This window comes from Azonexus hydrophilus (assembly GCF_038368255.1).
GTDB lineage: Bacteria > Pseudomonadota > Gammaproteobacteria > Burkholderiales > Rhodocyclaceae > Azonexus > Azonexus hydrophilus.
Genome location: NZ_CP151407.1, coordinates 190,934 through 215,156 on the forward strand (window position 1 = coordinate 190,934; position 24,223 = coordinate 215,156).

The 24,223-nt window shown below is 54.6% G+C and carries 28 protein-coding genes and 1 pseudogene; 7 read left to right on the plus strand and 22 right to left on the minus strand.

What is annotated here, in order from left to right; genetic code table 11:
* Positions 1 to 291 precede the first annotated feature (291 nt).
* Together AADV58_RS17600 and AADV58_RS17605 are read right to left on the minus strand one after the other, a co-directional pair.
* Positions 292 to 2,421 carry an SEC-C metal-binding domain-containing protein gene (locus tag AADV58_RS17600; RefSeq protein WP_341743049.1) on the minus strand — a complete coding sequence of 710 codons (2,130 nt, stop codon included), beginning with the start codon at positions 2,419 to 2,421 and terminating at the stop codon, positions 292 to 294.
* A gap of 241 nt (positions 2,422 to 2,662) precedes the next feature.
* A complete protein-coding gene (locus AADV58_RS17605; protein WP_341743048.1) occupies positions 2,663 to 3,841 on the minus strand; it encodes a tyrosine-type recombinase/integrase in 1,179 nt (392 codons plus the stop codon).
* A 165-nt stretch (positions 3,842 to 4,006) separates the two neighbouring features.
* On the opposite strand from AADV58_RS17605, the gene AADV58_RS17610 reads away from it, so the two are divergent.
* From AADV58_RS17610 to AADV58_RS17625, 4 genes are all read left to right on the plus strand, one after another.
* Positions 4,007 to 5,038 (plus strand): DNA-binding protein, encoded by a 1,032-nt coding sequence (locus AADV58_RS17610; protein WP_341743047.1) that lies wholly within the window; start codon positions 4,007 to 4,009, stop codon positions 5,036 to 5,038.
* Between the two features lie 336 nt (positions 5,039 to 5,374).
* Positions 5,375 to 6,337: a DNA-binding protein gene (locus AADV58_RS17615; RefSeq protein ID WP_341744566.1), complete on the plus strand. Its 963-nt coding sequence runs from the start codon at positions 5,375 to 5,377 to the stop codon at positions 6,335 to 6,337.
* A gap of 86 nt (positions 6,338 to 6,423) precedes the next feature.
* Positions 6,424 to 7,305: a hypothetical protein gene (locus AADV58_RS17620; protein ID WP_341744567.1), complete on the plus strand. Its 882-nt coding sequence runs from the start codon at positions 6,424 to 6,426 to the stop codon at positions 7,303 to 7,305.
* Positions 7,253 to 7,495: a hypothetical protein gene (locus tag AADV58_RS17625; protein WP_341744568.1), complete on the plus strand. Its 243-nt coding sequence runs from the start codon at positions 7,253 to 7,255 to the stop codon at positions 7,493 to 7,495. The genes AADV58_RS17620 and AADV58_RS17625 overlap by 53 nt, the downstream gene beginning before the upstream one ends.
* Positions 7,496 to 7,810: 315 nt before the next feature.
* Here AADV58_RS17625 and AADV58_RS17630 read toward each other — a convergent pair whose 3' ends face one another.
* The 16 genes from AADV58_RS17630 to AADV58_RS17700 form a co-directional block, all read right to left on the minus strand.
* Positions 7,811 to 8,137 carry a hypothetical protein gene (locus AADV58_RS17630; RefSeq protein WP_341744569.1) on the minus strand — a complete coding sequence of 109 codons (327 nt, stop codon included), beginning with the start codon at positions 8,135 to 8,137 and terminating at the stop codon, positions 7,811 to 7,813.
* 51 nt (positions 8,138 to 8,188) lie between these two features.
* Positions 8,189 to 9,565 carry a retropepsin-like aspartic protease gene (locus AADV58_RS17635; RefSeq protein ID WP_341744570.1) on the minus strand — a complete coding sequence of 459 codons (1,377 nt, stop codon included), beginning with the start codon at positions 9,563 to 9,565 and terminating at the stop codon, positions 8,189 to 8,191.
* Between the two features lie 215 nt (positions 9,566 to 9,780).
* The gene (locus AADV58_RS17640; RefSeq protein ID WP_341744571.1) at positions 9,781 to 10,149 is read right to left on the minus strand and encodes a hypothetical protein; all 369 of its coding nucleotides are present in this window, start codon (positions 10,147 to 10,149) and stop codon (positions 9,781 to 9,783) included.
* A 23-nt stretch (positions 10,150 to 10,172) separates the two neighbouring features.
* On the minus strand, positions 10,173 to 11,723 hold the full coding sequence (locus tag AADV58_RS17645) for a bacteriohemerythrin (protein ID WP_341744572.1): 1,551 nt from the start codon (positions 11,721 to 11,723) through the stop codon (positions 10,173 to 10,175).
* 62 nt (positions 11,724 to 11,785) lie between these two features.
* On the minus strand, positions 11,786 to 12,643 hold the full coding sequence (locus tag AADV58_RS17650; RefSeq protein ID WP_341744573.1) for a hypothetical protein: 858 nt from the start codon (positions 12,641 to 12,643) through the stop codon (positions 11,786 to 11,788).
* Between the two features lie 8 nt (positions 12,644 to 12,651).
* The gene (locus tag AADV58_RS17655) at positions 12,652 to 12,930 is read right to left on the minus strand and encodes a hypothetical protein (protein WP_341744574.1); all 279 of its coding nucleotides are present in this window, start codon (positions 12,928 to 12,930) and stop codon (positions 12,652 to 12,654) included.
* 106 nt (positions 12,931 to 13,036) lie between these two features.
* Complete coding sequence (locus tag AADV58_RS17660; protein WP_341744575.1) at positions 13,037 to 13,495, minus strand: hypothetical protein; 459 nt, start codon at positions 13,493 to 13,495, stop codon at positions 13,037 to 13,039.
* 95 nt (positions 13,496 to 13,590) lie between these two features.
* Positions 13,591 to 13,929 (minus strand): DUF4845 domain-containing protein, encoded by a 339-nt coding sequence (locus AADV58_RS17665; RefSeq protein ID WP_341744576.1) that lies wholly within the window; start codon positions 13,927 to 13,929, stop codon positions 13,591 to 13,593.
* A gap of 17 nt (positions 13,930 to 13,946) precedes the next feature.
* Positions 13,947 to 14,597: a hypothetical protein gene (locus tag AADV58_RS17670; RefSeq protein WP_341744577.1), complete on the minus strand. Its 651-nt coding sequence runs from the start codon at positions 14,595 to 14,597 to the stop codon at positions 13,947 to 13,949.
* Positions 14,597 to 14,911 (minus strand): hypothetical protein, encoded by a 315-nt coding sequence (locus AADV58_RS17675; protein ID WP_341744578.1) that lies wholly within the window; start codon positions 14,909 to 14,911, stop codon positions 14,597 to 14,599. Before AADV58_RS17675 ends, AADV58_RS17670 begins: the two co-directional genes overlap by 1 nt.
* The gene (locus AADV58_RS17680) at positions 14,908 to 15,147 is read right to left on the minus strand and encodes a hypothetical protein (RefSeq protein ID WP_341744579.1); all 240 of its coding nucleotides are present in this window, start codon (positions 15,145 to 15,147) and stop codon (positions 14,908 to 14,910) included. The genes AADV58_RS17675 and AADV58_RS17680 overlap by 4 nt, the downstream gene beginning before the upstream one ends.
* A complete protein-coding gene (locus tag AADV58_RS18695) occupies positions 15,144 to 15,644 on the minus strand; it encodes a zinc-finger-containing protein (RefSeq protein WP_424243858.1) in 501 nt (166 codons plus the stop codon). Before AADV58_RS18695 ends, AADV58_RS17680 begins: the two co-directional genes overlap by 4 nt.
* Before the next feature lie 19 nt (positions 15,645 to 15,663).
* The gene (locus AADV58_RS17685) at positions 15,664 to 15,972 is read right to left on the minus strand and encodes a hypothetical protein (protein ID WP_341744580.1); all 309 of its coding nucleotides are present in this window, start codon (positions 15,970 to 15,972) and stop codon (positions 15,664 to 15,666) included.
* Positions 15,973 to 15,984: 12 nt separating this feature from the next.
* Positions 15,985 to 17,016: a hydrolase or metal-binding protein gene (locus tag AADV58_RS17690; RefSeq protein ID WP_341744581.1), complete on the minus strand. Its 1,032-nt coding sequence runs from the start codon at positions 17,014 to 17,016 to the stop codon at positions 15,985 to 15,987.
* 91 nt (positions 17,017 to 17,107) lie between these two features.
* On the minus strand, positions 17,108 to 18,088 hold the full coding sequence (locus AADV58_RS17695) for a hypothetical protein (protein ID WP_341744582.1): 981 nt from the start codon (positions 18,086 to 18,088) through the stop codon (positions 17,108 to 17,110).
* 76 nt (positions 18,089 to 18,164) lie between these two features.
* A complete protein-coding gene (locus tag AADV58_RS17700; protein ID WP_341744583.1) occupies positions 18,165 to 18,569 on the minus strand; it encodes a hypothetical protein in 405 nt (134 codons plus the stop codon).
* A gap of 98 nt (positions 18,570 to 18,667) precedes the next feature.
* Here AADV58_RS17700 and AADV58_RS17705 point away from each other — a divergent pair, with 98 nt between their 5' ends.
* A complete protein-coding gene (locus tag AADV58_RS17705; RefSeq protein WP_341744584.1) occupies positions 18,668 to 19,684 on the plus strand; it encodes a PD-(D/E)XK nuclease-like domain-containing protein in 1,017 nt (338 codons plus the stop codon).
* A complete protein-coding gene (locus AADV58_RS17710) occupies positions 19,618 to 21,744 on the plus strand; it encodes an ATP-dependent helicase (RefSeq protein WP_341744585.1) in 2,127 nt (708 codons plus the stop codon). Before AADV58_RS17705 ends, AADV58_RS17710 begins: the two co-directional genes overlap by 67 nt.
* A 90-nt stretch (positions 21,745 to 21,834) precedes the next feature.
* Here the strand turns inward: AADV58_RS17710 and AADV58_RS17715 are convergent.
* Both AADV58_RS17715 and AADV58_RS17720 read right to left on the minus strand, forming a co-directional pair.
* A pseudogene (locus tag AADV58_RS17715) lies at positions 21,835 to 22,446 on the minus strand (EAL domain-containing protein); the annotation flags it as partial.
* Positions 22,447 to 22,929 (minus strand): YcbK family protein, encoded by a 483-nt coding sequence (locus AADV58_RS17720; protein ID WP_341744586.1) that lies wholly within the window; start codon positions 22,927 to 22,929, stop codon positions 22,447 to 22,449.
* Positions 22,930 to 23,140: 211 nt separating this feature from the next.
* On the opposite strand from AADV58_RS17720, the gene AADV58_RS17725 reads away from it, so the two are divergent.
* Complete coding sequence (locus AADV58_RS17725; RefSeq protein ID WP_341744587.1) at positions 23,141 to 23,419, plus strand: hypothetical protein; 279 nt, start codon at positions 23,141 to 23,143, stop codon at positions 23,417 to 23,419.
* On the opposite strand, the gene AADV58_RS17730 is transcribed toward AADV58_RS17725, so the two are convergent.
* Together AADV58_RS17730 and AADV58_RS17735 are read right to left on the minus strand one after the other, a co-directional pair.
* Positions 23,416 to 23,853 (minus strand): GNAT family N-acetyltransferase, encoded by a 438-nt coding sequence (locus AADV58_RS17730; protein WP_341744588.1) that lies wholly within the window; start codon positions 23,851 to 23,853, stop codon positions 23,416 to 23,418. The two genes, AADV58_RS17725 and AADV58_RS17730, sit on opposite strands and share 4 nt — an antisense overlap.
* Positions 23,850 to 24,119 (minus strand): hypothetical protein, encoded by a 270-nt coding sequence (locus AADV58_RS17735; RefSeq protein WP_341744589.1) that lies wholly within the window; start codon positions 24,117 to 24,119, stop codon positions 23,850 to 23,852. The genes AADV58_RS17730 and AADV58_RS17735 overlap by 4 nt, the downstream gene beginning before the upstream one ends.
* Positions 24,120 to 24,223 lie beyond the last annotated feature (104 nt).

A 24,223-nucleotide genomic window follows, 5' to 3' on the forward strand; every position in this document is an offset into this window, starting at 1 on the left:
TTTCCGAACGAACCGTGAGCCCTCCGCCGGATCCTCCAAGGCAGCTAGCTGGCAGCAGAGCTCTTCGAAGCCACCCATCTGGGTGCCCCGGTGTTCTCGAATTTCAGTGAAATCCATGCGCATCGGCAACTCAGCCTCCGGTGTGTGCTATCTGCTCCAGCCACGGCTGGGAGCGTGATTAGTCGAACACTTTATCGGATAAGGTGTTCATTGGCCTAAACATGGGCCGCCATTGAATGCCAGTTGGCCATCCACCCCGACTCGATTCGCATGCTTCATAACTACCGTTTCTCAGTCTGCCTTTCCCAGATGGCACTTCTTGTACTTCATGCCACTACCACACGGACAGAGATCATTACGGCCAATTTTTGCCTTTCCTCTCATAGCGGATGATCCACTTAGGGTTATTCCTGGCCTGCGCTGCATGCCTGCAGTTTGAGCGTCCATTTCGTCTGACTGATGCCATGGGTAATCTAGAACGACTCCCGTTCGGATGCTTTCATCGGTATCAAGACAGAGTCCAAACCATTTCCGCGCTTTTAGTGTGTATTTCCGTAGATGGCAATGCGCTGCGAGTTTTTTCGCTGCCGCGTCTGTTTCCCCTGGATTGCAATGGATGCAAATTCCCTCTTGTGCCTCTCCTAGGGAAACAGTGAAGTCATGGACCGCTCCATCAAATTTGGCTTGTCGTATGACTTCTTGAATTCCGTTATCGATATGGCGACACGTGTCCTCGCCAATCGTGAGCAAGAGGAATCCGAGTTCAATGGTAGCGGGATCACCTCTCTGTTCAATCTGTCTAATGAGGCGCTCAAATGCTGTCCCAGCAAAGCGAGTGAGAATCCCGTCAGGTGTTCTGTTGCCAGGAATTCCTTCCCGACGAATGGTCATCGCCAGGTCCAAGTCGGCGCTAATGTCGTCGTCAAGGAGAACCATGTCATGCTCATCGGAGAGCCACAGGTTCTCTTTGAGATGAAACGATAAGGCAATCAGTTCATGCTGTATAAGCAATTTGTCGGCATGCAGTACACGCTGATTGATGTATCCGAGAAGTCGCAGAGGGGTTTCCAGCATCTCGGTCATCGCATCAAGGAGGAATATGTCCATGATGAAAGGAGGCCTGATGCCTTCGGATACTTCTTGTTTCAAGAATTGCCTAGCTTGAAAGCTAAGGGCGGGATAGTGGTCTGAGACGACATTTAAAATAAAAACCTCTTTGGGTTTCCAGGGGAGTTTGATCTCGCTATTCTGAGGACTGCGTAACACGCAGTCACCGGCCAAGAGGTGCCGAGCACACAGTAGCCCCTGTTCATAGGAGTCCGTGATTGCCTTTTGGAAGTCGGCTTTGATCTGACCATCATTCCCCTTTCTGGCTTCCAAGGTGAGTCGCTTCGATTTGGCTTGAACGACAATCAGTCGATCCCCAAAAGTAACCAGAACATCAATCTCGCCGGCTTTATTTTTTCCTTGAAATAGATCGACATTGCGCAGAACGTTTTCTGCTCCAAAAACCTTGGTCAACCGGTTAACAACAAACGATTCTGTGAACTCGCCGCGATGTTTAAAAGCTGTTGCTTTGTAGGCATCATCGGCCGCCATCCAGTAAAAAGGCGACTCATACAAAGCTTCTACGATGCTGTAATACTGAAGCAGCAACACGCGGCCGTCTGGGAGAGGGATCAGGGGAGACGCAGCAACAGAGTTGAAAGCGCTGGCATCGCTAAAGTGCGTATTCCGGTCTTGAAGCGTGAAGGCGTCTAGTACTGCCTTTACTTCCTTCAACGAAACGCCGCTGATGCACTCGACTTCTTCAGCAGATAGACAAAAACCAGGAAGTATCGTCCAGTCGGCGGGAGGAGCCTTGAGCATTGCCCTATGGGTTGCCAAAACTTTTGTGTTCTGTATTTCGCCTATGGCACGAACGACTCCGGCGGCAGCCTGGATAGAGAACCCTTTTTTGCTGCTCAACCACACCTCATCGTGGCCGTATTTTTCTACGGAGAAATCGCGGTACTGAAATGAATAAGCCGACTCGCCGCCATAGAAAATGGGCTCCCGCAAAATCGAGCCCTGTGGGGTGGATGGGTCACCAATTGTCTTTATACTGTGAAAAAGAGATGCCCCTATTGCTGCGTGAAATTCATCCATTAGGCGATAGGTTCGATCGATGTATTCCTGCATGGTCGCAGGCTCTGGAAGTTGCCAGTCGATCTCTTTCTGCACCACGAGACCAATAAGTGTGGTGATTTCGGTGCGGATCAATCGACTGTGCGTGAACAGCTTTTGCATATCCGCCACCTTCATCTCTTTCTCGTACGTGATGAAGTTGTCTTGGTGGCAAATGTAAGCAAGAGCATGGACGTATCCTGGACTTGTGGAAAGCACCGCCAGTTCGGCGAAAACATCGGATTCCGATCTCATTGTTCGATGCGGGCCTCTGCGCATGGTGATCCCCCCTAAGTGTTTTGCTTTCGTCAACTTGCCGGTTAGCCTAACCAAGGCGCGATGCTGCGATTGGGGCTTTCCGTCCTGCCAGTATTGCCAAACGGAACTGGTTGTCTTCGCGCATGTAGCGCAAGCCATAATGGGCATCGACGCGGAAGTAGTAGTCAGGATTGGCGGAATACAAAGTCATCGGATGGCCGAGATTCAGCTATCGCCTTTACCATCGTATGCGATGCTTTTCTTCGGTTTCTTTGTGGCGACGGTCATCATCAACATGAAGGTATTGGCTCGTCGTACTCAATGACTCATGGCCAAGATTATCCCTAACCAGGCGCAAGTCGATCTGTTGATCGGCCATATGCGAACCGGCGGTATGGCGCAGCCAGTGCGCCGAAGCACGCTCCAGTAAGTCCGCTCGAACCACATACGCATCACCGCGCTGCCGCAAGCGCTCCGCGGCACCCTCGAAAACCTTTTTCACGATCGAATGCAGTGCCGCTCGAGTCAATGCCTCACGCGATTTCCCGATCGGCAACAGTAGAGGCGTTTCCTCGTTGGGGCTAGGGTAGGGCGCCATGCCTATCTCACGCCGATAACGGGCTAATTCCACCATCAGTTCGGTGGTCGCTGGCACCAGACGTTCCTTGTCGCCTTTACCCAGAACCTCCAGCCACCAGCGCTCATCGCCCTCACGGTCACGCCGGCAAAAGAAACTGCCCATGGTGTTTTCAGCGACTTCAGAAATCCGAAGGCCGCCCAAGTAGAGGAGGGTGAATAGCCACCGGACGCGAAAATAGTGTGCTCGCTGGCGATCGGTTTCTCTGGGCATGCTATCAATGAAGACTTTCAGTTCCTGCCAAAGGTCAGGATCAAGATAGCGGGTGATCCGTGGTTTGGCACGTCGCGCCCGGTGCCGGGATAAAGATAAGGGATTGCCAGCCAGATAGCCGGCATCGACCAACCAGGAAAACATCACATTCAAGATGATCATCGCCTGGCGCTGACTGGCCGTCGAGAGCGGCCCATAGAATGGCCGCCAGCGTGGATCATCCCGGGGATGCTTACGTCCACCACCGGCTACCCATTTTTCCCGGGGTTGGGGATCCAGCAGGAACTGCTGGTAGACCAGGAAATCCTCATGGGTCAGGGAGGAGAGGGGTTTGCCCAGTTGCAGCGTCGACCACAGCAAGAGTCGTTCGGCTTCTTTTCGATAGTTGTCGAACGTTGTCTTGGTTTCGATGAAACGCGCCAACCAGGCGTGAATGGCCTGCAGATCATTGGTGGCTGCAATCTGAGCGACACGACCAACGGCACGATTGCGCCCTTGGCTGCCGTCGAGGTCGGCGGGCAACAGGATCTGCTCAACAGGGATTGGCGCGAGCGCGGTATCAGTCATTTTTGGCCTGAAATCGTGGATATAGGTCTCAGTATTTCCTCAAGGCCATCAGTTTGCAATAATTCGACATTATAGTCGTAATGTCAAATGTTGTACCGGTTTAGTTATATATATAATGTTTTACGTTGTATTATTTTAATAATTCCACCTCACCGAACCTGCGCGATGCCAAACGAAGCCCAAATACACGCTGACATCGAAGCCCTCCGCGCCCAGGTTTCCGAGACCCAGGACCTATATCGCGAGGTGTGCACAATTCTCTTCTTCCGTTACGGCATCACGCCCACGGCCAACAAGCTGTACCAATACGTCAGGAAGGGCAGCATGTCAGCACCGGCGGAAGCCTTGGCGAAATTCTGGGAGGATCTGCGCGAAAAGAGCCGGGTGCGGATCGAGCATCCCGATCTGCCAGACACACTCAAGTCGGCGGCAGGGGAGCTAGTCGCCGCCCTGTGGACTCAAGCCCAGTCGGCCGCCCAGGAGGGGCTGGAAACATTCAGGTCCGAAGCCCAAGCAGCGGTAGTGGAGGCACAAACAGTTCAAGATTTTGCCGAGAGAGAACGTGCCGCCGCTTTGGTAGAGCGAGATCGGGCTCGGCAAACAACCAAGGATGCCACGGAGCGAATACAGCAGCTAGAGCGCGACTTGGCCGCAGAACGCGCTAGCAAAGCAGTTCTGGCATCCCAATTGGAAGCAGCCGGGTACCAGCAAGCCACTCTCCAAACTGCATTGAGCGAGGCTCGGCACGATTTCGCGGCCGAAATAGAAAAACACCGCCAAGCATTGAAACGTTCCGAAGAGCGATATGAAGCCTCCGAAAAGCGAGCTTTACTGGAAATAGATCGGGAACGCACTACCGCCGCAAAATTGCAAAAAGATTTGGCTCAATTTCGCCAACATCAACAGAATACCGAAGAGCGCCACCGTATCGAAGTAGCGCAACTTCAGGCAAACCTCGCAGACACCCGCCAAAAACTGGGTGTAGCAGAAGGTGTGCTCCAGGAACTACGGGCGCTAAGGCAACAGCAAACCGACGAGCTGAAACTTTTGCGCACAACCGTTGCAGAGAGTGATGCTAGAAAAAATTTGCTAGAACACGAATTAGCGGCTTCCCTAGAAAACGTCGCTAGGCTCGAGAGCGGACTGAAGCAACAATCAGAGGCCAAGCCGAACAGAAAACGAAAAGGCGCGCAGTAATGCTTGGCTCGCGCATGCCAAGAGTAAAACGAACCCGCACGTGGTATTCCCAGAACTAAATTTTGCACATAGCGACACAAAGTCAATGTGGAACAATTAGTTCCGGAAATGTGTGAAATTTACTTCGGCAGACTTCGAGACAGGTACACCTACGGCGTCGCCGATTTTCCGTTATTTCCCATTATTAGGCATAATGGGAAATAACACCCACTAATCGTCCTAAAATATACGTTATACGTCCGAAATGTAATGCTAGAATCAAGACGCCTGTAGCCGACCCCCTGTCCCCAGGCCAAAAAGGCTCACTTTTACTTCCTTTATCCGCGAGGTTTCGCCATGGCACGCCCGTCTAGCGTCAATTACGAGTCCGTTTCTCAAGCCATCATTGACGAGATGGCCGAAGGCGGACGGATCACGTTCGACAACATCTACGGGCGACTGGGGCGGCGCGGCAGCGCCAGCGTGGTTCAAGAAATGATGAGCAGGTTCGTCATGGAAACCGGCCAGAGCCTCAAAGATGCCCGTCAGGCCGGCGACACCCTCAACCCTTCTGTTGTTCGGGCGCTGCTAACCGCCGCCGAAGGCATCATGGCCGCAAGCGTTGAGCACGCCGAGAATCGTGTTCTGACTGAGAAATCGGTATTTGAGCGGCAAGCCGCCGAACTGGAAGACGCCAAATCGGCACTCATAGCCGAGAACAAGCTATTGGCTGCCGAGGTGCAAGAGCTACAGAATCTCGTAGCGCTTCGAGAGGCTGAGAAGCAAGGCATGGAAAACCGGCACAACGACTTGCTCTCGCGTACAGCCCAGCTTGAGCAAGAGGTCGCCACCCTCTCCGATACCTACCAGAACCTACGCGAAGACCATGTTGTTGCCGTTCAATCGATTGCGAATCTGCAAACGGCGCACGCCGGCGAGTTGGCGCGTATACATGCCGATCACGAAGAGAACGTGGCAAGCATTCGACAAACCCTGATTGCCGAACGCAATCGTGACGCTGAGATTGCCGCCGGCGAACGCAAGCACCTAATGATGCAGACGGATCAGATCCGTCAGTCCATGTCCCAAGATATTGCTCGACTAAGCTCTGATGCAGAACTCTATAAGACGAAGTACACCAGTGTTTTCGAGCAGCTACAGCAAAAGAGCCTACGCCTGAGCGTCGAAGAAACCAGATCGACCGCCCTGGCCACTGAACTGGCAGAGCTTCGCGAGGACTACCGAACGCTGCTGAATTCCATGCTCAAAAAAGAGAACCAGGAAGACGACAATACGCCACCTCCCGCCCAGACAGCCTGATTGCATGGCCCAAAGCCACGTTTTTGCCGCTTAACGCAGCGCCCCGCAGCGTCATACCATTGCGCATTGACTGCTTTCTAGCGCACATGACCCAAGATCCCAGTAACCCGGAGTTTGTACGGCGGCTATTTCCTGCTGGCTTTACGCCGAACGGGCTCTTTCCTTTTCAAACTTACCGCACCCCGCGGGCAGACCAAAAGGGCTTTCTTAGCGGAGGCCCAGAGACAGCGCCATCGGTTGCTGTCTTTCTCTTTTCCGAAGCGTTTAGGGGTGTTGACGAGGCGATGCGACGCCAAGTCCTCGACATGTCTTTGTCTGAAGCGAAGAAGGCTTCTCGATCCACTTCCTCCGACAAGTGGGTCGACCACCAGGACAAAATCATCAGGATGGCGCTCTGGAAGCAGTTTTGCGCCCTCCCTTCCTTGCCTGTCCATCTCTATCGGAAGCGACTATCGATTGGCAGCGCCGATAAGCTCGGCAAAGCTTGGCTAGGGGAGGACGGACAGAATCGCTGGGCAGCCGCAGTCGTCGATACCACCCTGAGCTTCCTGCGAAGGTCGAAGATCGAATCGCTCCTCATTAGCGGCGACACTGACATCTTCAATCCCTTCCTGCTCTCCAGCAAGATCGCCCCAATCGTGCAGAAATCCCCGCCAAATCAAATCGTCATTCCTTGTCGAAGGGGCGTCGATGCCATGGCGGAACTTTGGGCGATCAACAACTACATCCCCGCCATTCACAGCCCGATTCGTGACACGCCGGCTCACCCAGTAAAGGATCAGGCGCTTATCGCACTTGCCAAACAATCAAGCCATGCTGTTATTTTCGGGCATCCTGGGAGCCGCTACTCGCGGATGCTTGCAGAGTCCTTGAAGTCTGCAGGAGTCCCATTCACCCCCTTTTTGATCGACGAAAATGGACGGCCAGTACCCAAAGCGTCGCCACACGCCGCTTCTCGCCGATCCTAAGCCCGCCGTCCGGCCGGCGAGAGAACTGAGTGACGACGAGTTACTCGAAATTGCACGTCGCCGCGAGGAATTCCTAGCGATAATGCCCGAAGCGGGGCAAGCGTTTTTCCGCGATCTCTACAAAGAAGGGGTCATTGAAGGCTGGCGTAGCCTATTGAGCATCAACAAGATCGACCCTGAAGAAAAATGACCGCCTGGATCGGCAAGCAGGTGGATTCATGAGATCAAGCAATTGCCAGAACAAGGCCCCCTGCCCGGTTTGCGGCGAAGGAAGCCTTACGCCCCAACTTGGAAAGAATATTGTTGAAATCGGCGGAGAATTACGGGATGTCGAATTGCTCTATTCGACTTGCGATCATTGCGGGCAAGAATGAAATTGATTGCGGAACCTACATCCAGTTGACTACCCAAACGCATCCGACCTGACCTGCCAACCTCATCGGATCTGACCACCGATTTCGAGCAGTTGACCTCCCCGCCGAAACGGTTGGGCATCAATCAGCGGCTAGACGGCAGCCTCATCGCGCCGAACGTCCTCCACAACACTTTCGAGTCGTCGTAGCGCTTGAAGAACAAGGCCGGATGGCCACGCACCGTCGATCGAACACTGATCCAGATGCTCGCGGTAACGCTCCAGCGAAAATCGCGAGGGGTCGGACAACATCTCTGGAAAGTAATGCACGATGTCTGCGATGTTATGTATCGAAGACACCGGGCCTTCCGGGGAAACCCCCTTCAGCACGAGCCTCGCTTCCGAGCGTATTGCAATTAAGGCATGCTCTAGCACTTCGAGCATTGCCTTTCTGATTAGTTCGCGGTTGCTTTCTTTCATTGATTTTTCTCCATTCCGGGGATGAGTGGTTTTTCTTTGCAATGTTTGCCCCTAATGTCTATCTCGTTCAATACGTTCTAGCGCCCGTCGCGCCGCTTCGGCATCTGTGATTGACGGTGCTTTTCGCTTCTCGTATTCCATCAGACGTGCCACGCGAGCTTTGTCGCCTCCGCATGCCAACAGCAATCGACTTTGCGGCGTGCCTGGCGTTTGCGAGTTGCGCTGAGGGGCCTGGCGCTCAGATCGAAATTCCTTCGGGTTGTAGTAGCAATCCTTTGCCGACTGGCGACGGGGCTCAACCTGCTGGCGTTGCCGCCGTTTGGCCCACGCTACACCAACGATTGCAGCGAGCAATGGCAGGCCGAATTGGAGCACCATTTCCAGGCTCCTGTCATATGATTTGGCTGATTGCATCGCCGGCGACATGAATTGCGGTACTGGAGCAGGCGTGATCCATGGAACGACAGGGGCAAAGGCTTTCGCGGTTAGTGGTCCGTTTGGGGCTTGGCTTCCGGCTTCCATGGAAGTGATGCGAACCGCATCCCCACGCCAAACCATGTTGAAGCGCCTCAGTACGTCCATGCCCAGCAGGGCATTTTCGGCGCCCGAAATGACGGCGACCTCTACATTCTGGAGGCGGAATGGTCCGAAGCTCACTTCCGCAGCCGTGCCGGTGCATCCGGAAATTGATCCAGCCGAAGTGGAGTAGTGAGCATATTGATTGCATCGAATACCTGCCTGTTCGGCCAGCCAGGCGGGCAAAGATACTTGCGATGCCCCGGTGTCGATCATAAACGACGCTGGCCTTCCATTGACGCTGCCCGACGTGATGTAGCCATTTACCGATTGGCGGACTTCCAGACCGCCATCCCGCGTTTCTTCCATGCGGTACTGGTTGCGATAGAGGACCGAGATTTCGCCTGGCACCGCTCCGGTTCCGACTATAGTCTGAATTGTGGAGTCGGCTTTGATCGTGACGCCGCCGTTGATCGAATGCTTCGTGCCATCCGTAAAGCCCCTATCCAGGTTGCACCAGGCGCGTCCCGACATGATCCCGAGTCCATAATACCCGGCGGGCATCTGTACTTTGGCCTCGCTGCCTGGTCCTACCGTGATGGCTTGATAGCGTCGGGTCATCGACGCGTCGCCCAGGACGGCAACCACCGTGACCGGCTGATCGTTCCTGATCGCCAGGACACCGTAATGGACGTTCTCGCGCAGAATCGTCCCGTTGTCGAGAAAGGATGTTGTACCCAGGCCGGGTAGTGGCCCGCAGGCTGGCGCGGCCATGGGTAACGGCCTGGCCTGGGCCTGCGTGGTTACTTGTCCCTGCCCGAGGTAGAAATCCTCAAACGACCATTTGACGATGCCCCAAGCGACGGCCAAAGTGACGCCAAGGACCAGGATCGTTCGTAGCTGATTTTTCATGAATGCACCGTGCTTATCACCGGGTCGAAACGGCGGAAATTGGGCGGAGCCGGTGTGGCGAGGTTGTGACGCACCCCACCTTAAACAGACTGGTTCAGCCTTGATTCAGGCGGGGATTGCCACTGGCAAGCGCTTGCAAGTTATTGATTTACAAGAGAGGCCAAAAACCCACTGTTTGATCGGCGGTTATCAGGATGAAGCTGAGTTGATTCCGGTCAGTTTTTTTCTGGTTGCTCGACTACTTGAAAAACAGTCTTCAGGTCGTCGTAGTAACTCTTGGCTGTGCCAAGGTAACAGCAAACTTCTTGCTTGGTCTTGTCTCGAAGCGCCGGCACGGCAACCTCATGTCGTTCAGCCGCATCTCCAACCAGCACCGCCAGGTGGGCAAGACCAAGGTACGCGTCCAAGCACTGACGCATCCCTTCTGTCGTCAGCAACTGTTCTCCTTGGCTGAAGCTCTCAAGAACAGACAACCGACGTACGGCCTCCTCTGTGGCCCATGAGTGATACTCCTTCGCCAGACCAAGCAACGACATGTCACCGCAGATGCTTTCGGCCTGCATTATTTCTTGATGTTTCCCCACGCTTTCTCCTGTTTCGATGTGAACTAGCAAAGGTGTTTTGCCAACGCCTTATCTGTGTTCTGGATATGAACTGTCAGCCATTCCGTTAAGAAAGCGATGATTTCGTGCGCCGATAACTGGCCCGCCATAAACGCTTCCGTTCGTTGGGTCACCGTCTTCAACAAGTCTTCGTGGCGAGCCTTGTGGGCATCGTAATCAGGGTACTGCGTTTGCTTCATCAGGCGTTCTTCAAACGCGAAGTGATCAACCGTGTATTCAACCAGTCCAGAAACCACCTCCTTGGTTGCCGATGTGTCGTTCGTTTGCATCGCCAAGTTGAGTCGGTTGATGTAGCCGATCAGAATTTGGTGCTGTTGATCGATGTCCTTATTGCCCGTGGCGATGGCACTCGACCACTTAATCAGATCCGGCGTATCGACTGCACTAATTTTGAACCTCGCCAGCTTGAAATCCGTCTCGGATGCTGAATCTTTCACTTGGTCGGCCAAGCTACGAAGGTTGTTGGCCATGGACTGTGACTCGTTGCTCAACTGGCTGATCAGGCTGAACGATCCCGCCGTGGTTTCACTTGCAACACGTTGCTCTGTGGTTGCTGCCACAATCGATTGCGCGACCCCCACAAGACCTAGCGCCTGCTGATTGATTTTGTGGAGGGAGGCGTCCAGTCGGATCATCCCTTCGCGCATCACTGAGGTACGATCCTTGGTCTTGCTCATTGCCTCAGTTGCCGCCTGGGCTGCGCCGTGAACAGCCTTCACGCTGTCAGTGATTCTCACCGTTGAGGCGGACGTTTTCTCTGCCAGCTTCCGCACTTCATCGGCAACCACGGCAAATCCACGGCCAGCCTCGCCGGCGCGAGCCGCTTCGATGGCGGCGTTCAAGGCCAGCAGGTTTGTTTGATCCGCAATTTCCCGGATGATGCCTGCTACGTCGCCAATCTCAGTAATTCGTTCGGATAGATTTACTACGGATGCCGATGCCGACTCAATGGCATTGGCGGCATCTGAAACACCAGTAATCGCCGACTTCATGTCGAGAATGCCATCGCCTGCTGCTACTCTCGTTTGCTCGGCGTGATTCGACACCAAGACGGCGTGTTCGGAAATATCCGTGGCAGCGTGAGCCATTTGCTCCGTCGCCGCTGACCCTTCCTGCATTCGCTCGGCGATCACGCTATTGCGCTCGGCCATCATGGCAGCTTCGCCAGCCATTCCCCCGGCAACCGCAATCAGTTTCATATCGGCCGATCTGGCGTCGCCAATCATCTGGCGCATTGTCTCGATCAGGCGGTTGAATGAATCGGCAGCCAGGCCAATTTCGTCGTGACGTTGAGGAATCTTGGTGCGAAGGTCGCCGTTGGCGGCGGTGTCCATGGCATGCGCCAAAGCATCGATGCCGAGCCGCAATTGCCGAAGTACCAGCCAGGCCAGCGCGATCGATCCGAAGATTCCGAGTGCGGCAATCCCCAAAATGACAGAATTGGATTCCACCCCTGTGTAAGACAGTCCCGCAAGGGCGGCGGTACTTGCAATAGAGAAGGCCGGCGCGGCTACGAGTTTGATCGAAATGGACATTGCAAGCGGAAGCCAAAATTCGTCGCCAAGACCGGCTTGACGACGAATTTCATCAGTTATTTTTAGGTGATGCTGCGGATGTTGAAGGGTTCGCCGTTTTCGCCGTGGAAGATGCCACAGCGCAGGCCATTCCCGCCTTCGTCTGTCTCCACGCTGACATGAATCATGGAGTTTGACTCCAGAGGGAATTCACTCCGAATCCGAATTCCGCGGGACGCCGTATAGGCCATGAAACCTGGGCGGTCTCCACTAACGCACACCAGTTTTTTGATGCGACGGACGCCGCGACTCCCTGGAGTGATCGTGATGGCCATCTGGTTGTGCTCGATGATCGTGGACAGGATGTTGACGTAGAGATGAGTCAGGATTTCACCGATTCGTCGAGCAACCACAGCGCCCAGCAGTGGATCGCGCATTGCCTTGGTCATCGTATCGAACCCGGCAAAGCCTTCACGGAAGATCCAGTCAAACATGATCATTTGTCCAACCGGGACTTCTCGCTGGCAAGGCTTGCCATCATAAGCCTCGGATACCCTGCGACGCATCATCTCGCTGCCGATCAATGCAGTAGCAACCTTGGCGCCAATCCGGCACTCGCCCGCCGTAATCCACACGCAGAAATGAACGTGATGCTGGCCGACACCCACATCGAAAACCAAGCAGCCGTTCGGGAGAATCTTGATCGCATCCCGCTTCGGGAACGGGATTGCCTTGGCGTGTTGCCAGACATCAGCCTGTGCCTGAATCTTTTCCTGCTCGCCGTCTGTCAGCATACTGGCGGCCAGGTCGAGGATACCCCCTTGCCACGCGCCAAGTTCGTTTTTGGCGCGTTCATCCGTATAAACCGCCATGGTAGCCTGCTGTTCCTCTTGCTTAAAAGTAACCCCAGCTTCCATTTGATCCGTTTCAATTGCGCCCATAAGACACCTCAAAGTCGAACAATAATTGCGTAGAAATCGATTGGGAGATACATGCCATTGAGCGCCATCACTGCTTTGTCGCTCATTAAGAAACCGGCACCGAGCCACATTGCGTGGCCGATGGCGAAGCCGGCAAACGGAATCCAGCTTTCTGCCGTCTGTGGCAAAACAGAGATCGCTATGGCGCCGATAGCAAAGAGCACCGTGCCGGCCCACTTGATAGCCTCCCGGAACCGTGCCAGATCCACAAATGGCTTTTGCGGTATCGCTATAGCTTCTTCAGTCATAGAACAGGCCCCTAATAGATTAGAGGCCATTCTCGGCAACAATCAGACGCAGGTCGCGTTCCTAAAACGCCGGTTTTTCCAACACAAACGGGGTTTTGACGTTGCCTTATACGGCCACTGAATTGACGAGATAGGCGTATTCCGAACGAGACATGAACATCAACATCTCGCTTCTGAACCTCGCCCGATCAACGCCTTCTTTAATCAGTTTTTCGAATTCCAGCGTTGCTTGCGGGTAAAAGCGGTCAATAACCGAAGCCCTATTGCTCAGGATTTTCCGCATAGCCGTCTGCTGTTCCCATTCGACTTGGGAAATCGGATCAGCCTCACCTGCCCATGTTGCGATTCGCATCGCAATTGGCGTATCCATGTCGCGAGGGAAGGCAAAACACAGGCCTGCATCGGCAACTTCTTTGCCGCACAGATCGCGGCAATCCGAATAGACGCGCCAAGGATTTTGGCCGCTGAACTTTACCAGCGCGAGGAAGGCTTTGCACTGCGCTCCAGAATTGAGCGGGCCGATCAGTTTGCGTAGGGATGTCAGGACATTAAGCATGAGGCGCAAGCGAAAGAAACCATGAAGCTACGAACTTTATGGAGTGAAGCAACGCCTGTCGTCTGCCAAAAACGATTGTTTATCCAGTGATAAATTGATTGTCTCTATCGCATGAAGGCTCGATCTGATGCCAGATCGAAATCAAAGACCAAGGTGACCCTCCCCCAAATATGCTTCTCGGTGGAATAGGCGGCAGATACGACCCACCCTTCTCGAACGCGGTCGACCTTGATCAAGCCCTTGTTTGGGACTGACGCCAGATTGGCTTCGTCAATCTTTCTTGCCGCTTCTGCCATGATTTCAGCACGGCTCATGCCGATGCTTTTGGCAGCGGCCAGATCGACAATCTTTTTTGTCTTCCAGGCATCAACATAGAGGGGAGTTATCTGGACGCACATGATCAGCGCCAGCCCGATGGCTCCCCACTTAATCAGAAATCCCAAGCTTAGATTTTTCATCGTCAGAATTTTTTTGATGACCCGATAACTGTGCCCAAAAGGTGATTCGTGGCCTTGGACAGCCCGCGATCTTGCCCAAGACAAGTGATCCAAATCCCAGCGTTGTTTGCACTATCATCAATGTAGGCGCCGCGCTGGTTGTCCGCTTCAAATAGCACGGCCTGTTTGCCACCAAGCTCGCTTTTCGAAATGCGTTTCAGCGAAGCGTCCTGGTCACCATAAAGGCGAATCGCCGAACTCAACATCTTTGGATCGTCCAGCGGCGTCATTCGATCTTCGGTATTGCCAACCCACACAACACATTCAGCGCCGTTACTCAGGCGCACTCTCGTTTCGTGCGTGCTATCGACAATGACACTCTTAATCAAATCGTTGAATCGACTTTTGAAAAGAACGCCCGACCTGGACTGGAGATCCGTCTTGTTTTGGCTGCGTACCAGCCGGAATAATGGCTCCCCTCGCCCTCTGGCCCGGTTGCCGTTCAGCACCAACTCACAGCGCTTGGCATCTTCCGGCGTCTGCATATAACTGCACACGCTAAAAATTTCAGCTTGCGTTTGCAGTCTGGTTTGCTGCGCCACGCCAAGAGATAACATGGCAGCAGTGACTATCCCCAGGGCGTACGCTGAGATGAATCTGTGCTTGATATCCATTACTGCTCTGCCACCGGCTTCTTGCTCGCCCACAGCAACACTCGGCCAGCACTTCGGAATACACGCTCTTTGGCTTCCAGCCGTCGCAGCCATGCATTTGCGGCGGATACCGTGATGGAAAATTCGGCCGCAATCTCCTTGGCGTTCCGGGGTTCTTTCAGGAACTCAATGAGGCGTTCTTCTTCTTTGCTCAAGCCAACCTGGACCCGGTGGGCTGTTGGCCTGACATTGCGGTTTGCCAAGAGCGCCTTGTAGTAGTTTGAATCCACCGTGCCGGAGTTGGCGGCCGCGGTGAGTTGCATATAAAGGTTCATGCGGCTGGCCTCGAAAGACGATTGATCTTTGCGCGATTATGGAAAACGGCAACGACTGCGAGAAGGACTAATGCCAGATTCCCCCACAGGTTTATTGCGTCGAAGTTCGCTTGAATGTAAGCCGGTAAGCGGTCCAGCATTTGGGCTGGGACCGGCATCACAATGCCTCCGATCGCGAAGAAAATACTGACAAAAGCGATCCACAGATTGATCTGTGCTTTGCGTAGCGGCGTCATAGCGTCAGCCCTCCCCGTGCGCAGATCGCGACAACTTTCGTGCATTGGGTCACGTTCATGGAGGATATATGGGCAACGCCCCCCATCGCTTTCGCTAAGGCTGCGTACGCTCTCCTACGCGCACCAGGCAGGGCGCTTGCCTTCCAGATTGGATCGAAGGCATCGTGCGCCATTTTCCGCGCAGCTTGAGTTTGCTTGTCGGCCAACGTGCCAAGAGGCACGGTAGATCCCGGATGGCACCCTACCCTAGCCCCGCAGTCATCACAGGCGTAGGCCAGCGGCCAACCGTATTCGCGCCCCCCGTAAAAGCAGGCATTGTTCACCAACGCGACCCGCCCTTCGCAGAACGGGCAGATTTCTACCGGCACGGCTTTGTCGGTGATGCGGCTGAGTGTATGCGGTAGGTTGACCATGGCCGGCATGACGCTTTTGCACGAATTGATCACTCGGATCATGTCCGGAGGCATCGCGGAGTACAAAGGGAAAAGGTGTTCCATGCAGACTTTTGAACGGCAGTTATGAAAGCATCGAGGCGGGGATGATTTGCGTTTTGGAGGCCGCTTTTTTGGCGTCCCGCTCTGCGTTGATGATGGCTCGAATCTTTGCCGACACGCTGGCCACCTGGAGCGCTGCTTTGCGACTGCGAACAGCGAGATTCCATGTCTCCACGGCTTTCGCCAAAGACAACCCCTTACCCTCCAGATGGCCCAGCCTTTCTGGCAAACCAAGCACCGCAAACGCCTGCCAAGAATTGGTCGGCGAGAACACGAAGCGCATATCTGCACTTTCGGAATTCTGAGCAGTGGTGATGGTGACGAAAGACATGGCGAATTTCTTTTAAGCGAGCGCTTCTTCCTCTTCCGGCAAGGCAGCAGCAGCCAACGGCACAGCCGGTTCACTCGGCGCCAGTTGCTGGTTCTCCAGGAAGGCACGCAGGCCAGCAAGCCCGCTAGGCGCAACGTCAGTTTCTAGGTCGTCTGCGGTTTCGCTGAACGCCTTTTCAACGGTCACCTCGGCCCCTTCCTGTTGTGCTGCCGGTTCCTCGGCCTGCGGTCCCTCGGCCGGCGCATCTTCGTCAAATGACATTTCCGCGCCTAAGTCGCCGAAGGATTCCTCGAATGGTCCGTTGTCGAAGCCCGCAAGCACGGTTTGCTCATAGGCCGCTTGAGAAATCCCCGCCTGCGCCAGTTTCTTTTCGTAATCATCAACTGCCTTGGCAGCGCTGAAGATGTCAGTGGCCAGCACGATGTCGGCAAACCAGAACGGAGTCCAGTAGGATTCCGCCGTGGCCTTCTGGCGCAGCTTTAGCTTGAGCGGCAGTCCAACCAGCCGGTTGCCAAAAAATGCAGCCATGTTATTGATCTTCGCCGTCAAGGCGTTGACCGAATTCACGGACTTCGTGCGGAGGATGAAACTGGAGAAAGGATCGTCCTGACCTTCAATCTGCACATTCAGACGACCAAAGAGGTCGCAGCGCTTGGTCTTGCCAAATTCACAGAACTCGGCGCCAGGACACTTGCAGTCCGTGATGTTTTCACCGCTGCGGCGGCGGGCCGTTTCGCCATTGCCAGCGCAGACAAGGCGCCCTTCATCGTAGGCCTCATAGCGGCTGCGAATATTCAGCGACTCATTGTTGAACATCAGGCGAATCGGGATTTCCGTCACCTTGTCTTCCGGCACCTTGGCTTCGTTGGCGACGGAGGTATGCATCGGATGCTTGACCCACTTCTGATCTTTGCCACGGAACAGGCCAGTGATCATGAAGTGATTCAGGCGGACAGGTAGCCGGCGCCCCTTGGCATCCACGGCAACTTCGCCGAGGCGGATTGCGCCGAGCGTTGGGATGGTGATAGCGAGATTCTTGATCATGGTTGCATTCCTCAAACTGGGTCCGGTGCCGGAAAAGACACCTCTATGTGACCCAGTTTACGGAGCGGACCTCGCATTTCAACCGCCTTTTTTAATGCAAGGCGGTTTTTTGATAACTGATGCCACTTTCAACAAACTTGCCGTGGCCGTAGTTCAGATCAGTCCCTGCCGCCCCGATTTTGGCGCAGCATTCGGATTTAATGTACTCAATGATTTCGCTGAGATTCCCGTCACGAATTTCATCAACGGAAATTGCCAAGCCGTTCTCCATCGGGCCATTTGCATCCGAAATGAGTAGATGGTGTTCGCCCCCCATGTCGGCGACCTGAATCCTGACATTGTTGCCTTCTTGAATGACACGCGGCAGCAGCGACGCTAGTGTGGCTCTCAAGCACAATGCTGTTGCGTCCAAGAGGTTCTGCATCGGGTGCGCGTGAATCTGTGGGATGAACCCAGGCTTTGCGGCCTCGAAGCGGAGTTGATTCTCGACCAGCTTGGCAAAGTCACGCCGGTATTCAGCGTTGGTAACCAGCTTCGGTGTGGCAGCCCCCTTCTTCCAGTAGGCCAAAGCAATCACGACCGATCCATGAAGATCCGACTCTCCTTGTATCTTGTCGGGGATGACCTTTTGCTCCTTACTAAGTGCCCCCCGTTCAAAAAGCCGCACAGCCAATTCGTTGATATCGCCCAGGCCGATCTGCTGGAGGTAGCGACGGGAAAGAGGCGCATCCAAAATAACAACGCCATCCATCTTGCCGGTCAGTCCCATTTGCTTGGCGTTCAAAAGGATCTGCCGGCAGTTTTTGATTGCGCCTTTCTCAAGCTGGAAAGAGCCGACAACAGGTATTGCCATCAGCCGAAGCTCGTAAGGACGCCCATCTACCATGGTTGTTTTGTGGCTCAAGACCTGAGAGATACAGTCCCGGATATTAATCCCCGGATTGTTGATCGAAGCTTGTTGCATCGTGAAATACACGGCCTCCTCGGCGTCTGGCGATAGTAGAGCCTGATTCAGCGTGCTGATGATGCCGTGCATTTGATTGGTCTTTTCCTGGATTGAATTGTTGGGCATTTTCCTGTTCTTGCCTGTTCTTTGTGCGTTTTCTATCTTGCTGTTTTGCTGAGACTAATTTCTTTTTTGCCGCTTTTTATCCACATTTTCTGTGGATAACTTTCGGGATGCCGCAACTGTTTTGTATGAGCGTCCCTATGTCTTCCGGAAGGCCTGTCGTCACCTCATTCAGAATGGCCGAAATCGCTTCTGGTACGCCCAGGCCAACCCCATCCTTGGTGGATAGGAATAGGCGGTTGCTGTGCCGTTTTGCGATACCGAGAATGACAACCAATGAGAGCAGGTTTTCCGTTGAGACAGTTCCAGTTCGGGCGGATGTATCGAAAGCACCCTCGCCAAGGTGTTCGGCTGCGATGTGGTAACGCGGCCCATCGATATACACGGATTTAACCAAGCGCCCCAGTCGTGCGATCTGGTCAAGGACAAGGAAGGACATGGTTTTTTGATCGAGCCATGTGCTCCAGCAGATAATTTTGTTCATGGGCCGTTTTTATCATCCGTCTTGCCGTTTTCAAGGCCTATTTTGCAATTTCACTTTTTTTTTCTCGCCTTCCAAAAGGCCGCGTTTTCGGGGTGGAAATGGCGTCTCTGATCCGTATGATGGAAGTATCCAGACAACATTTACTGAGTTCCAAAATGCTTAACACCGCTCCTATCGCCCCCTCCCCGCTGACTCTGCCAGCGATGCCAAAGAAGGCGGTTCGCAAAGTAATGCCGAAGCTGAAGACGCCAGTGAAGGCGGATGCCGTCGCCAGCGATGTTCTGGTGGCCTCCCCTACCCCTCGCCGCATTGAGGGCGCCACGCCTGGTTGTTATGCGCTGGAGTTGACGAATGGCGAATACCATTCCTTGCCCCAATCCATTTCCTGTTCTGGTATCAAGAGCATCCTGCGCTCTCCCGCACACTTCCAAGCGATGCGCGAGGCCTTCTCTCCTGAACCCAGTGACGACCTGGGTACGGCTCTGCACGCGATCCTTCTGGAACCGGAACGTTTTGCCACCGACTATCTCAGCTACAAGGGCATCCGTCGTGGCAAGAAGTGGGACGAGTTTCGTGCTAACAACCCCGGAAAAATCATCCTGACGGACGACGAGCTTGACCGGGTTGCCCGGATGCGCGACAGCGTAATGCAGTTCGACGAATTCCCGATCTTCAAGGCACTGTCTACGGCCCGCCGTGAATTTTCCGTGTTCTGGACGGACGAAGAAACCGGCGTTCAGTGCCGCGTTCGCTTCGATGCGCTCAATGACCCGTTTGCCATCTGGGACTTGAAGTCTTGTGGCGATGCCCGCCCGGAAGCGTTTGTTCGCCAAGCGGCTCGCCTCGACTACGATCTACAGTCTGCCATGTACACGGAAGCCGCCCGTCGCTTCACCGGCTCGATCATCGATTTCATCTTCGTTGCCGTCGAGACAGAAGCCCCGTTCGGCGTTTGGCCGCATATCGCCGGCGCGTCCATGCTGGAAAACGGTCACCGCAAGTTCCGTCGCGGCCTGGAAGCTTTCAAGCGCAGCATGGACACCCAGTCGTGGCCTTCCTACAAAAACACGATGACGACGCTCGAATTCCCGCGCTACGCGATGATTTCGGACTGAGCGCTGTGAGCGGTCAGCTAACCCCCGAACAATCCGCCGTGGTCGATCATGAACACGGCCACGCCATCGTTGGTGCGGTCGCCGGTTCGGGCAAGACGCACACAATGGTTGCACGGGTGATTCGCCGACTCAAACAAGGCGTTGATCCGTGCCGCATCCTGGTGCTGATGTTCAACCGAAGCGCCAAAAAGGAGTTCGTGCGCCGCCTTGCCAGAGAATGCGCAGCGCACGGCCTAACCCCAGCCGAGGTTCAGACCTTCCACAGCTTTGGCCTGCGTCTTTGCAAGCGCTTGGAAAGCACTGGCCATCTTCGGTCGGCTCGGTTGGAAACCGACAACTATCTGCTTCGACAGCTTGCCAAACAGGTTCTTGCCGAGGTCAATGAAAACAGCTTTGACGACGATAAGCTTGACCTGACCTACGAGGTGCAAAACAGATTCCTTGAGGCGGTCGATCTACTCAAGGGTGACATGTACCCCGGTGACAAGGAACGCACGGCCAGCATTGGCGTCGACAAGCGCTTTCTGTACGGCTTCAACACCTTCGAGGAAATCCGCCAAGAAAAGGGGCTGCGATTTCTCTCTGACCTGATCTACGACCCCGTGATGAAAGCGGTCGAAGATCCCCAGCTTGCCGCACTGATCGGCAATCGGTACGACGAAATCATCGTGGATGAATTTCAGGACGTAAATGAGCTTCAGGTTGTGATGCTGCGCATCATCGCCGGCACCCGCGCTTCGGTGATGGCCGTTGGTGACGACGACCAGTGCATTTATTCCTGGCGAGGTGCTCGGCCGGATTACATGACGCATCTTTTCCATGCGGTTTTCCCTGGCGCCACCCGTTACACCCTCCCGCACACCTTTCGCTACGGCCATGCGCTCTCAATGATGGCGAATTTCGTCATCACGAAGAACAAAAACCGGACGGATAAGCTCTGCATTTCCGGGACAGACCGCGAAACGACGCTCGATGTTCGCTTGCCCAAAGGCAGCAATGGATCGGAAGTAGCCACCGTTCTAAAAGAGTGGGTTGCCACTGGCCGCAGCCTGAAAGAAGCCGTCGTGCTTTTCCGCGAGTATTCGCACACGCCATCGACTGAAATTGCCCTCCTCCGCTCGGGCATTCCCTACGTGATCTCTGGGGCTTCCCCCTTCTTCGACCGGGCGGATGTTCTTGGCCTTCGTGCCTATTTGCAACTCGCCTCCGGTAGCTTTGATGCAATTAGCGACAGTGACCGGCGATTTGCCCTGTTTAACGCACTACTTCAAACGCCAACGCTCTACCTTCGCCGACCGGTACTGGACGCCATCAGCGAACAGGCCAGCGCTTCACCAGAACACTTCTTGCAGATCGCCGAGCACCACTTCAACAGTGACACCAAGGCTCAGAGCTTCACCAAGAATCGCCGGTTTGAAGCCCTGTCGCGCTGGCGCTGGGTTATGAGCCATGGCGCCAAGATGAAGGCAGGCGATTTGCTAACTGCCATCATCGACAAGACCAACCTCTACAAAGAGATTGACCGGAATACGCCTGATCTGCGAGACGCCAACGAAAAGAAGCACATGATCACGCAACTGATGACGCTCGCGACTTCGCAGAATTACTCCCCAGGCGAGTTCTGTGCGTTTCTCGATGAACTGGCAATTCATTACACGAATTCCAGTGCGGAGAACGACCGCGTTGAATTGACCAGTTGCCACCGTGCCAAGGGCCTTGAGTGGCCGCTCGTCATTCTCCCTGAGCTATCAGACAGCGCCTTCCCGTCGCTGCGGGACGGCCATACGGAAGCAGACGTAGAAAGCGAACGACGCTTGTTCTACGTGGCTTCAACGCGAGCAATCGAGCGCCTGGTCATGCTGGCCCCTCACGACCCAGCGTTCATCCGTGCCGCCCATTCTGGCAAGTCCGACGCCTCTGATAAATGCACGGCCTCACGGTTTCTCTACGAAGCCAACATCCTTGTTGCCAGCGAGACGGCTGCTGGCCCCCGTCGCATCGCCCCGGACCCCCGTTGTAGCGCATTGGTGGCTCGGTACTCGCGCATGCAAGGTCATTAGGCGGGATGCCGGCAGTTCGCCAGCAAGCACAGGATGACAGAGCAAGAAACCCTGTAGGTAAGACGCGCCATATTTCATGGCGAAGTCGTACTTTCGACGAGAGTCGATTTTCTCGACCACCAGCTTCGCGCCAAATTCGGCACAGGCGTTGGTAGCTCTTGCCATTCGCTTGATCGAGGTATCTTCCACATCATCCAGCACGACCTTGATGATCGATGGCCGAACAGCGCAAACCAGCGCATCATCGGCGCAGCCCGTTTCATAATCATCAACGGCAATCGCGCTACCAATTTCCCTCACTTGATCGGCGAAGTAAGCCAGATCCTTGCGGCCGGCGCGACCTCGTTCGGTGATTTCCACGATGACGCGATTGGCTAATCCTGATCGCCGCAACGCTTCGATGATCTTGGTGCTATCCCCATCAATGGACGACTGGGAGAAATTCACCGAGGCAATCATGCCTTCGTTTTGCCGAAGGGCATCAAAGGTCATGGCCAGTACGCTGAGATCCAGCGCCTTGGTGAACCCCCATCTTTCGCTACAATCGAGCAATTCTGGGTGGACGCTTTTCTTTCCGACCAGGCTTTGGGCTCGAAGCAAGGCTTCGTGGATGACGACACATCCATTTTCGAGGGAGAAGATGGGCTGAAACGAGACAGAAATCTTTCCTGCCCCCCCAGAAAGCCAGCGCTCGGCCTGCACTTACCCCCGCCACTCCCTGACGCGACCTGTGTCGACATGAATGAAATTCCTGTCAGGGTAAAACCCTACCCCCCCGCCGTTGAGATACCTGGCTACTTGCCGGAGATAATCTGGCGGGATGGATTTGATGCTCAGGTCTGCCGCCCGGCCAGACTTGTGTTTGGAGTTTTTTGACGCGCCCTCCGTCTTGGCATTCGTCTTCGCGCTTCGATAACCGCTATGTAGGTTGATCGGCCGATTAACCCCCGAAGCGACCAGCCACCCCTGCAGCCCGCGAAGAATATCGAGCAGCACCGGGTCCATCTGCTGCAGTTCGTTGGCCTGAACATCTCGCATGATGTGGCAGATTTGCGAGTAGCCATCGAGTTGGAACTGGCCTTCTGCCCAATAGGTCGCCTTAACCTCCTCTCGGCCTCTGACAATCCAGAGTGATCGAGGGTAGTCCCAAAAGGACTGGGCCATACCGAAAGTCGGCAGTGCCATGCCGACCATCCCAGTGAGAAATTGTCGTCGATTCATGCACAGGATGATATTTCCCGCACATTCCCAAGGCACTTGCCTAAAGCGGCGATTTTTCCCACCAAACACAAATCGCCCTCTCGTTTTCCGTGGGGGAATTTAATGTTTTCGGCGCAAGCTTTCTCAGGTGGTCTTTGTCAGACTTCGCGAATGCCAACTTTGATCCCGTTTGTACATGCCAAGCCCTGCCAACTACGCCACTGAACTCGCCACACGCGCACGCGGCTATCGTCGTCTTTCATCCCTGTTTTTTGTGAGTAGCGCTTTGTGGATGGCGGCATTGGCTTTCCTGCCAAAAGCGGATGATCCTCAACTCGGGCTGCTTCTCGCCTGCCTGATGATGGTTGCGATCACCGGCTCGTTAATTACAGCTTCCGTTCTTCGTGCGCTCGCCAAGAGCGACGAAGAGTTCGCCCAGATTTACGCGCAAGAGGCTTGCAGAGTCGGCCACTAGGCCACGGTGACGGCGGGTCTGCGCATGACTTTGCATCCAGCGTCGTCTGGAAGAAAGCCCAGTGAGGCATAAAGCCGTTGAAGATCTTGCCTGGAAAGCGGTGTTGATCCACCTGTTTCCATCTTGAACGGCAACGGCTCCACGTAAAACTCCAGCCCCATGGCGTCCGCGAAAGCGAATAGTTCAGTCAGCGCCTTTTTGGCGTAGCCTTGCCCCCGTGCCGGCTCATCGACAAACACGCGATAGAGCGTCAGTTCGCCGCCGCATGCGACGTACGTGTGCACCGTTCCATTGTGGACGCCCAGCGTTTCGGCCGTGATCGCCATGCGAACAGGGCCGCGTTTCCATGTGAATGAAACATCCGAAAAGGCATCGGGATGTCCCTTGGCGAGCTTTTCCCATCCTGCAGCCAGCATGCGTTGCGGTAGGTTCAAGACTTTTCCCCTTCAAAAGATTCATGTCCGCTCACGGATGACCATTGCTCGATCACCGTGAACGCGGTGTCATGGCCGGTCTCTATCGCCCGGCAGCGCTCAACAATCCAATCCCAGTTGAGCTTTTCCGCTTCCTTGATGGCGATGCGGCGAGCGAGGGCTTCGTTCGCTTTCCCAACCACAAGCTTTTCGCCAGGGCCGTCCGGTTCTCGGATGACCCCACGGAAAAATTCTTCGCCAATTTGGTACTGCGGCATATCGGACAACCTCGCATTGCGTGTAACCAATCTATTGTCTCAAGCTACAACCCGATTTCAACCGTCATTTGAGCATGGTCCCGGCGCCAGCGTCGGCGCATCCTTTGGCCGGA

What these genes read in the sequence shown, in the direction of transcription:
- AADV58_RS17600 (WP_341743049.1), bottom strand. Translation starts at nt 2,421, where the DNA reads ATGAGATCGGAATCCGATGTTTTCGCCGAACTGGCGGTGCTTTCCACA.
- AADV58_RS17605 (WP_341743048.1), bottom strand. Translation starts at nt 3,841, where the DNA reads ATGACTGATACCGCGCTCGCGCCAATCCCTGTTGAGCAGATCCTGTTG.
- AADV58_RS17610 (WP_341743047.1), top strand. Translation starts at nt 4,007, where the DNA reads ATGCCAAACGAAGCCCAAATACACGCTGACATCGAAGCCCTCCGCGCC.
- AADV58_RS17615 (WP_341744566.1), top strand. Translation starts at nt 5,375, where the DNA reads ATGGCACGCCCGTCTAGCGTCAATTACGAGTCCGTTTCTCAAGCCATC.
- AADV58_RS17620 (WP_341744567.1), top strand. Translation starts at nt 6,424, where the DNA reads ATGACCCAAGATCCCAGTAACCCGGAGTTTGTACGGCGGCTATTTCCT.
- AADV58_RS17625 (WP_341744568.1), top strand. Translation starts at nt 7,253, where the DNA reads ATGGACGGCCAGTACCCAAAGCGTCGCCACACGCCGCTTCTCGCCGAT.
- AADV58_RS17630 (WP_341744569.1), bottom strand. Translation starts at nt 8,137, where the DNA reads ATGAAAGAAAGCAACCGCGAACTAATCAGAAAGGCAATGCTCGAAGTG.
- AADV58_RS17635 (WP_341744570.1), bottom strand. Translation starts at nt 9,565, where the DNA reads ATGAAAAATCAGCTACGAACGATCCTGGTCCTTGGCGTCACTTTGGCC.
- AADV58_RS17645 (WP_341744572.1), bottom strand. Translation starts at nt 11,723, where the DNA reads ATGTCCATTTCGATCAAACTCGTAGCCGCGCCGGCCTTCTCTATTGCA.
- AADV58_RS17650 (WP_341744573.1), bottom strand. Translation starts at nt 12,643, where the DNA reads ATGGGCGCAATTGAAACGGATCAAATGGAAGCTGGGGTTACTTTTAAG.
- AADV58_RS17655 (WP_341744574.1), bottom strand. Translation starts at nt 12,930, where the DNA reads ATGACTGAAGAAGCTATAGCGATACCGCAAAAGCCATTTGTGGATCTG.
- AADV58_RS17670 (WP_341744577.1), bottom strand. Translation starts at nt 14,597, where the DNA reads ATGGATATCAAGCACAGATTCATCTCAGCGTACGCCCTGGGGATAGTC.
- AADV58_RS17675 (WP_341744578.1), bottom strand. Translation starts at nt 14,911, where the DNA reads ATGAACCTTTATATGCAACTCACCGCGGCCGCCAACTCCGGCACGGTG.
- AADV58_RS17680 (WP_341744579.1), bottom strand. Translation starts at nt 15,147, where the DNA reads ATGACGCCGCTACGCAAAGCACAGATCAATCTGTGGATCGCTTTTGTC.
- AADV58_RS18695 (WP_424243858.1), bottom strand. Translation starts at nt 15,644, where the DNA reads ATGGAACACCTTTTCCCTTTGTACTCCGCGATGCCTCCGGACATGATC.
- AADV58_RS17685 (WP_341744580.1), bottom strand. Translation starts at nt 15,972, where the DNA reads ATGTCTTTCGTCACCATCACCACTGCTCAGAATTCCGAAAGTGCAGAT.
- AADV58_RS17690 (WP_341744581.1), bottom strand. Translation starts at nt 17,016, where the DNA reads ATGATCAAGAATCTCGCTATCACCATCCCAACGCTCGGCGCAATCCGC.
- AADV58_RS17695 (WP_341744582.1), bottom strand. Translation starts at nt 18,088, where the DNA reads ATGCCCAACAATTCAATCCAGGAAAAGACCAATCAAATGCACGGCATC.
- AADV58_RS17700 (WP_341744583.1), bottom strand. Translation starts at nt 18,569, where the DNA reads ATGAACAAAATTATCTGCTGGAGCACATGGCTCGATCAAAAAACCATG.
- AADV58_RS17705 (WP_341744584.1), top strand. Translation starts at nt 18,668, where the DNA reads ATGGCGTCTCTGATCCGTATGATGGAAGTATCCAGACAACATTTACTG.
- AADV58_RS17720 (WP_341744586.1), bottom strand. Translation starts at nt 22,929, where the DNA reads ATGGCACTGCCGACTTTCGGTATGGCCCAGTCCTTTTGGGACTACCCT.
- AADV58_RS17725 (WP_341744587.1), top strand. Translation starts at nt 23,141, where the DNA reads ATGCCAAGCCCTGCCAACTACGCCACTGAACTCGCCACACGCGCACGC.